This is a genomic window from Nostoc sp. UHCC 0302 (genome assembly GCF_038096175.1).
Taxonomy (GTDB): domain Bacteria; phylum Cyanobacteriota; class Cyanobacteriia; order Cyanobacteriales; family Nostocaceae; genus UHCC-0302.
This window is the reverse complement of sequence record NZ_CP151099.1, coordinates 2,645,856-2,658,923: the sequence shown is the minus strand read 5'-3', so window position 1 is coordinate 2,658,923 and position 13,068 is coordinate 2,645,856. Positions and strand designations below refer to the sequence as shown.

Here is a 13,068-nt window from a genome sequence, read left to right as displayed (position 1 = left end):
TCCAGACTAAGAAGCCTTAGCTTAGACTTATCTCTGTCTCTTGGTGGTTAAAAAGTAATTGATCAAACCGCAGAGGCGCAGAGAACACAGAGATAAGAAAAATAGAGGTTTCTTTTCTATACCTTCTGCAACTGTCGCACACGGGGCATAATTTCCTGAGCAAAGCGAGTCATTTCTGGTACAAAGGGATTGAATTGCAACATGAAAGTGTCTATACCTGCATCGACGAAAGCCGCAACTCTTTTTGCTACTGTGTCATAGCTGCCAACTAAGCCCGCTGCTGTACCACCATTACCCCCAACAGCAGGATTTTTAGCAAACAACTGGAACATCACAGCGTCCGGATCAATTCCTTTGGCAACACTTAATTTCAGGTGTTCTTCCTGCTTTTGTAGTGCCATGAGTCGCTCAAGCTCTATTTGTGCCTCAGCATCAGTGGGACGAGCAATTACAAAGGCCGATAGACCAAAGCGCACAGGTTTGGGTAAAGCACGCGGTCGACTCAGAACTTGTTTAATTACCTTGACGACATCTTCAATCGGTTGACCGTTAATAAAGTAAATATCTGCTTGTTCAGCCGCCAGAATCTGGGCTGGGCTAGATGCACCCCCAAGGTAGACAGGGGGATATGGTTGGGCTACAGGAGTTGGTTGGAAGCTCAAATCTTGAATCTTGAAGTATTCTCCTTGGAAGTTAACTCTTTCGCCACTCCATAAAGCTCTTACAACCTGCAACCATTCATCAGAATAGCGATAACGCTCATCGTGGGGCGGGAAGGGGATATTAGTACGTTCCATTTCTGGACGGAACCAAGCACTGATTAAGTTGATAGCAAAACGCCCGCGACTGATGGCGTCAATGCCCAATGCCATTTTTGCTAAAACTGCGGGATGAAACAGTAGAGGTTTAATAGCAGCGATAATCTCAATTTTTTCTGTGGCTTCAGCTAAAGCTGCGGATGCTGTCCAGGTTTCTAACTGGTCTAACTCTAGACTGCGGGGGTTAGCGATGTGCTGTGCTATCAAGGTTGTGGCATATCCCAACCGCTCTGCTTCTTGAACAAGCGATCGCGTCCGCTCATAACTCGCATCAATAGGTTCTTCTGACGTGTTGAGGGGGCCAAAGTTGCCACCGACAGGGGCCCAAATCCCGTAACGTGGTTCTGACATAATTATCTCCAAATCTAGAGTTAGCGAAAACTTCAAATTCTCTGCGCGACTCAGCCATAAAATGCACTAACTCATTATGAAAAGCTTGTTTCTCCTGAATTTATGGAATTGAAAACTGCTGTAAAAGCCCAGTAGCAAAGGTGGCTAAAGGCTTCACGATATGATTGAACTAAAGTATATGCACCTTCAGGCTAATTAATTTTCCATTAAATACGGCAAATCTATCGGAATATAGTAGTATTTCATTGAGTACGAACATCTCACAGATGGCTGCAAAAAGCAAGAGCAATAATGAAAGCTAGAGGTGTAAAGGTATAGACAGGGGGAATAAACAATTAATTGTCCCTTGTACCCTTACACCGAATGGCATTAAGAAAAGATAAAACCCTTGATTTTTCGTGTGTATGCGTAAGTCTTAATAGCTTTTAACAAGCGTAGTTTTTGTGAGGAAAATTATAGATGATTATCGATCCCTCCCAAATTGACCCACGAAATACCTATCAATTACTCGTCGGCTCAATTGTTCCTCGACCGATCGCTTGGGTGTCCACGATCGCCAGTGATGGCACGCCTAACCTTGCACCTTTCAGTTTTTTTATGGGTGTGACAGCTAACCCACCGACTCTAGCTATCTCCAGTGGCTCTCGTAGTGGTGTAAAAAAGGACACGTTAGTAAATGTGGAACAGTCTGGGGAACTAGTAGTCAACTTAGCTGTAGAAGAACTGGGGGAACAGATGAACGCCACTAGTGGCGAATTTACGCCAGAGGTTGACGAGTTCAAAGTGGCAGGACTAACTCCTGTACCCTCGAAACGGGTGCGTCCGCCGAGAGTTGCCGAGTCACCAATTAATATTGAGTGTCTGCTCAAACAAGTAATTTATGTGGGAAACGAGAGCAGTCCGTCGGGCTTAATTATCGCTGAGGCAGTTTTGTGGCACGTTCGCGATGATTTACTTACACCCGAAAATACAATTGATGTTGCGAAGCTACACGCGATCGGTCGCCTTTCAGGAAACTGGTATACTCGCACACATGATTTATATGAGATTATTCGTCCAAACTAATGGGTTTTACTCATTTATACTTACAATTCTAGCCTAAATGCTTGATTTTTGGTTTTCATGCGTAAGTAGTATTTGGGTATAATCACATATTTAGCTGGCAAAAAGCTTAACCTAAATTTGTACAACAGTTAACTCAATCTTTGCTAATAGCGTATGCCTTAGTAAGAAGATTGTGAGGTAACTATGGTAAAGTACACTATTTCTATCGGGCTTTAGATGTATCACTTCCATCAACCTAGAGTCAAAACCCAGATTAGAGGCTTTCAACAGTTGCTGTTCAACGCAAATAAGGATTGGAGATTCATGAAACTGCAACTTCCTAACATACGTAGATTTTGAGCATAACTAAGTAAAGCGTAGATGCAGAATATACAGAACAGCTTTGGTTGAGAGATATTTATCTACGCGATCGCCTTGTTTTGCATGAGATTTGAACAATTTTCTGTGTGGAGTTTTCTTAGTGAACTTGAGGAGTACAAATGCTTGAGGCTATCGCTGTTGCTTGGCTATTACTATTTTTGGGCGATTTCCTTTCTACATTCGTTTACCATATACCTGAGCATGTATTTGGTAGCCTCCATCTGACAACGCACCACTCCTGGAAGAAGGATTTCCGTCACTACGCCATCTTAACCTTCAATCCCCAGGTTCTTTTAGATGGTATCTTGGGTGCGCTACCGTATCTGCTTGTGGCAGTGGTTTTATGGTCTTTCTCTCCCATAGGCGTTATCTCTGGACTATTGTTTGGTCAGTTTCATGTATGGTGGAGACACATAGCAGTCCTGGGTTGGCAAACTCCAAAGCCTGTAGCTTTTTTATGCCAGTTTCTATTCATCACGACTCCTGAGAGACACTGGCTACATCATCAAAAAACTAACCTGGGTTTCGGTGATATTTTTACCTTCTTTGAGCAACCTTCTAAAACCTGGATGCGTTGGTTACGTCTGCTAAGGCTTCATTTTCGCTATTCGCGTGTCTAGGTAGCTTCAATACTAATTTTTAACTAAGAAAGTCAGATTAAATTTGAGTTTCTAGGTTTAAATTTGTACTCTTCTTGGAGAGAAAAGGCTTTTTGGCAAAATTTGATGTAGAGACGTTGCAATGCAGCGTCTCTACAGATATTATTGGTCGTGTAAATTGTCTTATACCAAGCGTATTACTAAACACGATTCATTAAGGTCTGGAGTAAAAGATGTGATTGATTTTGATAATTACAAAGTTTTAACGTTTGACTGTTACGGAACCCTAATTGATTGGGAAAACGGTATTTTATCAGCAATCAAGCCACTTTTGCTTGCCCACGAAACTCATTTGAGTGATGATAAAATTCTGGAACTTTTTGCTGAATTTGAGGCAGAGCTGGAGCAAGGAAAATACATCAAATATCGAGAAGTTCTCAGGAAAGTAGTACAAAAGTTTGGCGAACAATTTGGCTTTAATCCAACGGCTGAGGAACTAGATTCGCTTGCCGATTCGATTCGGCATTGGTTACCTTTTCCTGATACAGTTGAGGCGCTTAAGACCCTTAAGCAAAAGTTTAAACTTGTAATTATCTCAAATGTAGATGATGATCTCTTTGCTTTCTCTGCGAAACATTTAGAAGTTGAATTTGAGCAAATTATCACCGCAGAGCAAGTAAAAAGTTATAAGCCTTCTCTGAATAACTTTAGACTGGCATTTGAAAGAATTAATCTGCCGCTTGAGCAGATATTACACGTTGCAGCTAGCGTTTATCACGACATCGTTCCAGCCAAGTCTCTAGGATTGTCAACAGTTTGGGTAAACCGGAGAGTAGGACAAGAAGGGGTTGGTGCTACTGTCTCAGCAATCAGTCAACCTGATTTAGAAGTGCCTGATTTAAAGACCTTGGCTGCTTTTATTTCCAAGTAGCTTACAAATTAACTGAAGAAGAAAAAGTAGTATCCAGTGCAGTTGCAATTTGTATAAAAACTAGGCTAGCTATCGAGTCAGGGTCAGTCAGTGTTAATGGCTGCCCAGCATCGCCTCCATTACAGATAGCAGGATCAAGGGGAATCTGCCCTAATAGGGGTGCTTTGAGTTCCTCTGCTAATTGTTGACCACCACCACTGCCGAAAATTGCTGTAGGCTTGCCATCACCACTGATAAGATAGCTCATATTTTCGATAATACCGAGAACCGGAACCCCTACTCGACGAAACATATAGATACTGCGACGTACATCAGAGACGGCGACTTGTTGGGGTGTGGTCACAAGTATTACCCCACAAATTGGGCTTTCTTGGATGATAGTGATTTGAGCATCTCCAGTCCCAGGAGGAAGGTCAATCAGTAAATAATCCAGTTCTCCCCATTCCACTTCATTAATAAATTGAGTAATTATTTTGTGTAAAACAGGCCCACGCCAAGCTAAAGGATGATCTGGTTCTGCTAACAAACCCACAGACATCAGCTTAATCCCATGAGCTTCCAAGGGTAAAAATCTTTGACCGTTGGGAGTGTCTATAACTTTGATTTCAGATTGTTTCAGACCTAACATTTGGGGAATGTTGGGGCCGTAAACATCTGCATCTAATAACCCGACTTTAGCCCCAGCTAACCTGAGTGCAGCGGCTAGGTTAACTGAGGTTGTGGATTTGCCAACGCCACCTTTACCACTAGAGATTGCTAAGGTTGTTTTTACTCCTGGAATTGTACAAATTTGAATGTAGTTTTTTTTGCTCCAAGAAAGTGGTGATAACGCAGTTTGAATGTCTGTTTGTAACTGGTGTTGGTGAGAACCAATGTATAGACGTAGGTAAACATAGTCATCGACAACACGTAAGTTTCGCACCATTCCTAAACTAATGATGTCGTTTTTTAAGGTAGGTTCGATGACTTGTTTAAGGAGTTGGATAACTTCTTGTTGACGGGCAATAGTGAAAGGATCAGGAGGTGGCGTTTGTGCCGCTGCATCTGACCTATGGAAGGGGGATTGGTGGCTAGACATTAATAACTAACTCGATTTTGGGATCAATTTTGGAAAAAAGCGAGATACTGATATGTAAGCTATAGTTCTCATTATGTAAGGGCATTGAATTTTCTTAGTATCTCTGTGGTTCAAAAATAAATTTGATTAACTACAAAGACACAAAGTAAAATCTCTCGACACTTAATAAAAAGTTTGCAAGTTGTGGACAACGAATTTACTCACGTTCCGATTATTGACATCCAGGCGTTGGTTTTTGGAGAAGGCGATCGCAACATAGTAGCTACTCAAATTGGGCAGGCGTGTCGCGAATGCGGGTTTTTCTATATTGTCGGGCATGGGGTGGACGAGGAGTTACAACAACGGCTAGAACGGCTAAGCCGCCAGTTCTTTGCCCAAGATTTGGAAACAAAGCTTAAAATTCGTATGGCTTTGGGTGGTAAAGCATGGCGGGGATATTTCCCGGTGGGGGATGAACTAACATCGGGTAAACCTGACCTCAAGGAGGGTATTTATTTTGGCGCTGAATTGGCAGAAGATCACCCACTTGTGAAGGCTGGTACTCCGATGCATGGTTCTAATTTATTCCCTGCCAATATTCCGCTGTTTCGTGAGACAGTGTTGGAATACATGGCAGCTATGACGCAGCTAGGATACAGGCTGATGGCTGGCATCGCCTTAAGTCTGGGATTGGAAGAATCTTATTTTGCTGACCGTTACACTTCAGATCCATTAACTTTGTTCCGCATCTTTAATTATCCTCCTGACTTATCATTGCCTGACAATAAAGCTAGATGGGGCGTTGGAGAACACACTGATTATGGTGTTTTGACAATTCTCAAGCAAGACGACTTAGGCGGATTGCAGGTGAAATCGAAATCACGCTGGATTGCTGCACCGCCTGTTCCTGGTTCGTTTGTGTGCAATATCGGAGATATGCTTGATCGCATGACAGGAGGTCTGTATAAATCCACACCTCATAGGGTGCAAAATCAAGCAAGAAGCGATCGCCTTTCGTTTCCGTTCTTCTTTGATCCCAATTTTGATGTCGAAGTGAAGCCAATTGATCTAGGTAACGTCATACATCAAAACCAGGATGAACGCTGGGATGGCGCTAATGTTCACAACTTTCATGGAACTTATGGTGATTATGTGTTGAGTAAGGTGTCTAAAGTTTTCCCAGAATTGCGTCGTGCAGTATTGTAGATTCAGCTAGATTTGCTAGTTAGGCTCTTTGGAAATTTTCATCATGCGATCGCCTCCAGGTTGTAGTTGATAATCCACCTTTTCAATGTCTATCTTGTAACCTTTTGATGTGTAATGTTTCACTATTTCATCTAAATGTTGTGAAGGCTGCCACATTAAAGTTAAGAGTGGGAATATCCGAACTTCCTGGGCAATACGTAGCATTTCACCCACTGAATCGAGGTGAAAATCATAATCAAGATGGTCTGAATATAAAAATAATAAGTGTGAACAAAGGGCTATCTCAAATTCTTGATTTTTATATTCTAATTTAGGCAATTCACCAACTACATATCTATTCTCCTGTTTCCCATTTTCGTAATCAACAATAAATTCTTGAATGACTTTTACTCGATTGTGTCGCAAATCATCTGGAGATTTATGATAGCTCCATACCCAATCATTTTGTGTAGCCTTTACTTGGTTAATGATGTTATCCACAACTTCATTAAATCTTTGCAAAATTTCCTCACTGGAAAATTGGTACAGTGGATCAACAGAAACTACACTTTTACCTTGACGGGTCATTTCAGCATTAAAGCTTGCTGGGCCATCTCCAATTCCAATAATTTTTTTATTTAAATCTGCGTCTGTTAAATTAAATAATTTTACATATTCATCCATCGACCTCCCAAAAGGAACTACTTTATCTAGAATCATTGCCATAGGATTTATCTCAATAAAATTTCTGGAAACAGATTATACATTACACTGGAGCCACTACAGGTATAGTTCTAATTAGAATTAGAAAGTACAATAATAGTTTGCTAGAATAACGCGTACAGGATTGATAGCAGGAAAACCGAGTTTATGTCTATCGTCATTTCTCTGAGTCCAGAATTAGAAGCACAACTGCGTCAAAAAGCTACACAACAAGGTCAAGATGTAAGCCTTGTTGCGGCTGAATTGATAACTCGCATTCTGGAGTGGGAGTCCCAAGACTCAGAAGCAGCTGTTGCAGGTATCCAGCGCGGTTTGGATGATTTTGAAGCAGGACATTCTCGTTCCTTTCAAGAGTTTGCTGAGGAACAACGCCGTAAGTACAATCTGCCAGTTGATTAATGAGTTATCAAGTTGAAATTTCCAGCATAGCTGAGGCAGAAGCAGACAGTGCATTTGTTAAACTATATTAATTGACAAATCCTGAGAGAGTAAGACAATGGTATGAAGGGTTGCTAAGAACAATTGAGTCTTTATCGAAAATGCCTAAGCGTTGTCCTCTAGCAAGAGAAAATGAGTATTTCAGCCAAGAAATTCGGCAAATTCTCTACGGTCGAGGCCGTAATTCTTACCGTATTCTCTTCACTATTCTTGAAACTACTGACTTTTCTATAGTTCGTATTCTCCACATCCGGCACGCTGCACAACAAACCTTAGGTGAAAATCAGGAGTTCAACGAAGCCTAAATTACCAAAATACAAGCATGTAGACGTAAAGTTACTTGTTACTAGTATAGTACGGCAGAAATAAGCAGACCATTAAATAGCCAAAACTTTGCCTTTATATGTCCACTAAATTTTTCTAATTCCGGCTTCCTGTTCAGAGGATAGTGCTTGTTTTAGGGTTTGTGAGTACTGTATTCTACTAATTATCACGAAACAAGAGACGGCAATTATTGAGCAGCGTCTCAAGTTCTCTAGTAACTTTAAAGGGATTTTTACCTATAAATACAGCTGCGATCGCAGCTTCATAAGGATTTTTACCTATTCTCTTAACAGCAGTTATGGCATCTTTATTAGATAATCCTCGAATACTAACTAACCATGCAGCTAATACATGACCAGTGCGTCCAATACCACCTGAGCAGTGTACAACTACTTTCTTACCTTGGTTGTCTGCTGTTATTAAAAAAGGAATTATTTTTTGTGTAAGTGTTTCTAAATCAGCTAAATGGAAATCTTCAATAGGTGCAGAGCAGACTTGTTGATTTCCGAATTCGTGTTGGTATATGCCTAGAAGATTAGAGTATTTAGCTAGTTGTTTATCGGGAAGAAGACAACAAACTCGCTGGATGTCTTGTTGTTTCATAAACTCAATCCATTCGTATACCTTATTTTGAGAATATCCTGGTCGTGCAGCACCAAATACTATTGGTTCATGCTCCCAGGCAGGAGCAAATTTATACATACTTAAACCTCTGAATTTTTAATCTTTTTAATTGCCCGTTCTGCGTAAATACAAACATCTCTATCTGGATCATATAATGCTTGCTGAAGAGCATTTAATGCTATAGGATCGCCTAAATTACCTAAAGTGATCGCAGCTTCTTTTCTGACATCTGAATACTCATCTGTTAATGCTTCAATTATTGTTGGTAAATATTGTAAATCGGGTATTTTTTGCAACACTTGCAGGGCAAATTTCCGTACTTGCCAATGTTCATCTTTAATAGCAATTCCCGCAGCGGAAGCAGCTTTAGGATTAGCATGAATTGCTAAAGATTTAGCAGCATTACGGCGTACTTGCCAATCAGAATCAGATGTCAGTGCTTGAGTTAATAATTCTATAACTTTTTCATCTCCCAAATGTCCTAAAGTTAAAGCTGCTGCACGGCGCACGTTGTTATCTGAATCAGCTAAAAGAGATAAAGCGGGTGGACATATCTCAACTTGATTTAGATAACGGAGAGTTGTGATAGCTGCTTCTTTTAATTGAGGATGTTCTGACTCAAAGAAGGACAGTACCGCAGGTAAAGATTTAGCGTCATGAATTTTTCGCAAAAGAATTAATACGTTGAGTTGAAGATTCACATTTTCTTGCTGCAAAGCATCAAGTAATAGTAACAGATGCTCTGAGGAAACCAACTCACCTAATGCTGATAATGCTTCACTACGAATTTCCGCTTCTGGGGAAGCAAGAGATTGCAATAAAGCAGGAATGGCAGCAGGATTAGCTAGTTCCCACAATGCAGTTAATACGATTTTTTGCACAGCGGTGCTTTCGTCTTGTAAAGCAGTAATTAGGGCATCAATTGCTTCTTCTTCACCCAAATGTTGCAGAGTTTTGACTGCCACTAAACGCTCATTAACATCAGGCGATCGCAGCATTTCCAACCATTGATTTAATTCAGAATCTGTACCTGTAGACATCCCAACACCTCTACCGCAATAAGAAAGGAATTTGTACTGTAATCGCGTTTGTCGGACATTCTTTCTCGCAGGGTAGACAAAACCAGCACTCATCGTATTTCATATACGCTTTGCCTGTTTCTGGATTTTTTGCTAACACATCTAAAGGACAAACTTCAATGCAAGCTACACATTTCTCTAAACATTTTGACTCATCTACGATTACAGGAACGTCTACTCTTTGATTAATTAAAGCCATATTTTTACTCTACTTTGTGAGAATTTGTAAGTACTCTTTCACCGCAGTAAATAGTCCGATATCCAATGCATCAGCAATTAGAGCGTGACCAATAGATACTTCTAAAATTCCGGGAATTGAACAGAACTTTTCGAGGTTATGCAGATTTAAATCATGTCCAGCGTTCACTCCTAAACCAATTTCTTGAGCTTTTTCGGCAGCTGTATGGTATTGCTGAAATACAGATTCTACATTGCCATTACGAAAAGCTGTCGCATAAGGTTCAGTGTATAACTCAATGCGATCGCTGCCAATCTCTTTCGCTCGTTGAATTTGACTCAAGTCTGCATCCATAAACAGACTCACTCTGATTCCAAGGTCTTTTAACTCTTGAATGATTGGTTTGAGCCAAGCACCATCAACAGCCAAATCCCATCCGTGGTCTGATGTGAAAGCATCAGGTGCATCGGGAACTAATGTACACTGTGTTGGCTTGATCTTTCGGATAATATCTAAAAATTCAAGCGATGGATAGCCTTCTATATTGAACTCAACACTTAATATCTGCGACAATGCATCAACATCTGCCGGCTTAATATGTCGCTGGTCTGGACGTGGATGAACTGTAATACCTTGTGCGCCTGCTTTAATGCAGGTAGCAGCAGCTTCAATCACACTCGGTCGACCAAAGTTGCGAGTATTTCTAAGTAAAGCGACTTTGTTTAGGTTAACACTGAGATTTGTCATATTTTACTTATCAATAGTTGCACGTAAAAAGCGATAACCCAAATCAATTTCTGTGAATTCGCGGATTTTTCCATATTTTGTATCCCATTGACCATTACTCAAATCTGTTGCAAGTGACTTCAATCCTTGCTCAAATAAACTCGCGTCAGCTAAGGCAAAAGATGATATACCGGCACGGACTTCTGGTTGTAAATATAATTCAGGTCGTCTCCAGGCTGCTGCGGCAAATAAATCAGATAAATCGTAGGGTAACATTAAAGGAAAGGCTTCAACATTTCTTTGGGTATTTGCCTGTATTAACTCTATTTGTTCGTTGAGTGGTAGAAAGCGTAAGGCATCTTCCCAAAGCCAAGGAAAGTAATCGTAAAGCCAGATTTTTTGAGCCAGTCTAATATCAAAAGTCAATAAAACAATTGTCCCTGATTTGACAATTCGATGCATTTCACGAAAGGCTTTTTCTAGGTTAGAAAAGTGATGAATTGCTAAAATACTTATTAATGCATCAACAGATTTGTCTGCTAAAGGGAGAGCTTCTGCATATCCGGTGAACCATTTTACTTGGGGATGTTCTGCCGCCTGTGTTCGCATTACTGATGAAGGTTCTATGGCATAAACAGAATATCCTTGGTTGGCGATCGCACGACTGTAACCACCAGTACCAGCGCCAATATCAGCAATAATACTATTTTTCGGCTGGTTAAGCAAATCAATTAATGTGTTGACAATCCGAATATCAGGAACGCGAGTTTTTGTATATTGTTGACCAATCGAATCGTAAATAGGCATTTTCAAAACTCAAGATTTGAATTATTTTTGATTGCTCATGAGAACGAACGCCTCCAAGAGTTGCCATAACTTGAGGATCTTGATGCATAATGCAAAACTGAGCAAGATGTTCAAGCTGTAAGCGATCGCCAATGAGATGAGTAGTGGAAAATGTTTCTATAGATTGCATATCATCAGGATTTGACTCTTACCGAGTAGATATCATTTAAAGATGATCCGAGTATCTCCATAACTGTTAAAAAATTTTTACCTAAATCATGAGAAATAGCCATTAGAACAGTAACAATAAATGAGCTTCAAATTCTAACATAAAAGCTATTCAAATTATCTTGCATATTTTATCGCAATTTACCTAAAAATAATCCTGTAAATGCAAAAAAATAACACTTGAAATAACCAAAAAATAAATTTAATATATTTTGTAATAGTTGCCAAAAATGTTTTCATTAACACACTTGGTAATATAAATACCCGCTCCGTGTGGGAGTTTATATTATCTTTTATCAAAACAGAATTCAGGAGTCAAAAGCCAGAATTCAGCATGAATTCTGTACTACACTTCGACAAGCGGTAGTTGAGCGCAGTCGAAACTCAGTGCATCGCTGGCAGATGAATAAACTGGTTTAAGACCCGCCAGTGATTGCATTCTGACGCCAAGCCGCGAGCGTTACCGACTCCGCTCCTGTTAGCGTAGCGGGGCACAGCCCATTCTGGATTCTGAGTTCTTCTTCAACGGCTCAAAAAGGAAAATTATGCTTAGTTTAAATATCACGTGGCCCATACCATTAATCTTGTCTATACTAAGTTTTGGGTCGAATATAAAAACTGTATCAGCACAGTCTACTGATAATACTTATACATTTTCCGCTGACTACAATACATCAGTTGTCATTGATCCAAACTTTAGACCAGACCTAGGTATTGTTAGGGCAACTATTACAGGCGAAAGCGTCGAACCCGCCCCTTATGGGTTGAATTCATTTACCAGCAATACTTATGGCAAGCTTGAGCCGATTGTCAATCCATCCATCAACAAATATACCTTTAATTCAGATCCAACCGTATTTGGCTTAAAGGATGAACCAATACTTTTTGACAGGTATTATGGCGGTGCTAATGAGTTATTTGGTAGAGCTAGTGATACTGCGGAAATTAACTTTGCAGAGCAGACTATCAAGGGTGGTGGTACTATAACTATTTTTGGCGGCACAGGCTTGTTCAAGAATGCTACAGGCGCAATAAGTTTTACTGAAGAAGATAAACTTAGTCCACCAGGAACTCCCTCTAAGGGTTTAGCTAAACTGACATTCTCTTTGCAAACTGCCCGGCAGGTTCCAGAACCAACATATACTACTACCCTAATTGGCATAGGTGTAATTGGAGCAGGTTTACGATTAAAGCAACAGCGTCATAAAGCTTCTTTAAAAGAATAAAACTTCGACATAATTGGGAAGGGAAACAGGCTTTATACCTGACTTTGAGACCCACAGCAGTATTCAGAATCAAGCAGCGCTAGTGCGGCTGTCTCAGCTACAAGATAACCGTTTTGAGCAAGCGTATATGGACGAGGGTGGCGTTAATGCTCAGTTAGAGAACGCAGCTATTTTCCAACGCGAAGCAGCATTTGGACAAAATCCCGATCTCGTGGTGCTGGAAACCGGGGATTGCCTATTATTAGGAAGCACTTTAATACTGCCAGTGCCATCACAAATTACCAATTTTCCCAGGTTGCACGGAGATATAATCTAGCTAGTAATTCTGGTAAATCAGTTACAACATCTGGTCAGTAGGATAATGCAAGAT

At 40.4% G+C, this 13,068-nt stretch carries 17 protein-coding genes; 8 read left to right on the top strand and 9 right to left on the bottom strand.

What is annotated here, in order from left to right; translation table 11 throughout:
- Positions 1 to 116 precede the first annotated feature (116 nt).
- Positions 117 to 1,169: an LLM class flavin-dependent oxidoreductase gene (locus WKK05_RS11015; RefSeq protein WP_341529767.1), complete on the bottom strand. Its 1,053-nt coding sequence runs from the start codon at positions 1,167 to 1,169 to the stop codon at positions 117 to 119.
- Positions 1,170 to 1,628: 459 nt separating this feature from the next.
- Here WKK05_RS11015 and WKK05_RS11010 point away from each other — a divergent pair, with 459 nt between their 5' ends.
- From WKK05_RS11010 to WKK05_RS11000, 3 genes are all read left to right on the top strand, one after another.
- Entirely contained in the window at positions 1,629 to 2,234 is a 606-nt protein-coding gene (locus WKK05_RS11010; RefSeq protein ID WP_341529766.1) for a flavin reductase family protein, read from the top strand.
- Between the two features lie 479 nt (positions 2,235 to 2,713).
- A complete protein-coding gene (locus WKK05_RS11005) occupies positions 2,714 to 3,214 on the top strand; it encodes a fatty acid hydroxylase (RefSeq protein ID WP_341529765.1) in 501 nt (166 codons plus the stop codon).
- Positions 3,215 to 3,428: 214 nt separating this feature from the next.
- Positions 3,429 to 4,124 carry a haloacid dehalogenase type II gene (locus WKK05_RS11000; protein ID WP_341529764.1) on the top strand — a complete coding sequence of 232 codons (696 nt, stop codon included), beginning with the start codon at positions 3,429 to 3,431 and terminating at the stop codon, positions 4,122 to 4,124.
- 1 nt (position 4,125) lies between these two features.
- Here the strand turns inward: WKK05_RS11000 and WKK05_RS10995 are convergent, their stop codons facing one another.
- The gene (locus WKK05_RS10995) at positions 4,126 to 5,202 is read right to left on the bottom strand and encodes an Mrp/NBP35 family ATP-binding protein (RefSeq protein WP_341529763.1); all 1,077 of its coding nucleotides are present in this window, start codon (positions 5,200 to 5,202) and stop codon (positions 4,126 to 4,128) included.
- A 183-nt stretch (positions 5,203 to 5,385) separates the two neighbouring features.
- Here WKK05_RS10995 and WKK05_RS10990 point away from each other — a divergent pair, with 183 nt between their 5' ends.
- Positions 5,386 to 6,387 (top strand): 2-oxoglutarate and iron-dependent oxygenase domain-containing protein, encoded by a 1,002-nt coding sequence (locus tag WKK05_RS10990; protein ID WP_341529762.1) that lies wholly within the window; start codon positions 5,386 to 5,388, stop codon positions 6,385 to 6,387.
- Positions 6,388 to 6,402: 15 nt separating this feature from the next.
- Here the strand turns inward: WKK05_RS10990 and WKK05_RS10985 are convergent, their stop codons facing one another.
- Positions 6,403 to 7,092: an SAM-dependent methyltransferase gene (locus tag WKK05_RS10985; RefSeq protein WP_341529761.1), complete on the bottom strand. Its 690-nt coding sequence runs from the start codon at positions 7,090 to 7,092 to the stop codon at positions 6,403 to 6,405.
- Between the two features lie 144 nt (positions 7,093 to 7,236).
- Between WKK05_RS10985 and WKK05_RS10980 the strand changes: the two genes are divergently transcribed.
- On the top strand, positions 7,237 to 7,488 hold the full coding sequence (locus WKK05_RS10980) for a hypothetical protein (protein WP_341529760.1): 252 nt from the start codon (positions 7,237 to 7,239) through the stop codon (positions 7,486 to 7,488).
- Positions 7,489 to 7,559: 71 nt separating this feature from the next.
- Positions 7,560 to 7,832 carry a type II toxin-antitoxin system RelE/ParE family toxin gene (locus tag WKK05_RS10975; RefSeq protein ID WP_341529759.1) on the top strand — a complete coding sequence of 91 codons (273 nt, stop codon included), beginning with the start codon at positions 7,560 to 7,562 and terminating at the stop codon, positions 7,830 to 7,832.
- Between the two features lie 178 nt (positions 7,833 to 8,010).
- On the opposite strand, the gene WKK05_RS10970 is transcribed toward WKK05_RS10975, so the two are convergent.
- From WKK05_RS10970 to WKK05_RS10945, 6 genes are read right to left on the bottom strand one after another with little or no spacing between them, the layout of a single operon-like run.
- Positions 8,011 to 8,553, bottom strand: coding sequence for a dual specificity protein phosphatase family protein (locus WKK05_RS10970; protein ID WP_341529758.1), 543 nt, complete (start codon positions 8,551 to 8,553; stop codon positions 8,011 to 8,013).
- 2 nt (positions 8,554 to 8,555) lie between these two features.
- Entirely contained in the window at positions 8,556 to 9,515 is a 960-nt protein-coding gene (locus tag WKK05_RS10965) for a HEAT repeat domain-containing protein (RefSeq protein ID WP_341529757.1), read from the bottom strand.
- A 10-nt stretch (positions 9,516 to 9,525) separates the two neighbouring features.
- On the bottom strand, positions 9,526 to 9,753 hold the full coding sequence (locus WKK05_RS10960) for a ferredoxin family protein (protein WP_027401230.1): 228 nt from the start codon (positions 9,751 to 9,753) through the stop codon (positions 9,526 to 9,528).
- A gap of 9 nt (positions 9,754 to 9,762) precedes the next feature.
- Complete coding sequence (locus tag WKK05_RS10955) at positions 9,763 to 10,479, bottom strand: pyridoxine 5'-phosphate synthase (RefSeq protein WP_341529756.1); 717 nt, start codon at positions 10,477 to 10,479, stop codon at positions 9,763 to 9,765.
- A 3-nt stretch (positions 10,480 to 10,482) separates the two neighbouring features.
- Positions 10,483 to 11,265, bottom strand: coding sequence for a methyltransferase domain-containing protein (locus WKK05_RS10950; protein WP_341529755.1), 783 nt, complete (start codon positions 11,263 to 11,265; stop codon positions 10,483 to 10,485).
- Complete coding sequence (locus WKK05_RS10945) at positions 11,213 to 11,434, bottom strand: hypothetical protein (protein ID WP_341529754.1); 222 nt, start codon at positions 11,432 to 11,434, stop codon at positions 11,213 to 11,215. The genes WKK05_RS10950 and WKK05_RS10945 overlap by 53 nt, the downstream gene beginning before the upstream one ends.
- Before the next feature lie 583 nt (positions 11,435 to 12,017).
- On the opposite strand from WKK05_RS10945, the gene WKK05_RS10940 reads away from it, so the two are divergent.
- Together WKK05_RS10940 and WKK05_RS10935 are read left to right on the top strand one after the other, a co-directional pair.
- Positions 12,018 to 12,698: a hypothetical protein gene (locus WKK05_RS10940; RefSeq protein WP_341529753.1), complete on the top strand. Its 681-nt coding sequence runs from the start codon at positions 12,018 to 12,020 to the stop codon at positions 12,696 to 12,698.
- Between the two features lie 13 nt (positions 12,699 to 12,711).
- Positions 12,712 to 13,014, top strand: coding sequence for a hypothetical protein (locus tag WKK05_RS10935; protein WP_341529752.1), 303 nt, complete (start codon positions 12,712 to 12,714; stop codon positions 13,012 to 13,014).
- Positions 13,015 to 13,068: the final 54 nt, after the last annotated feature.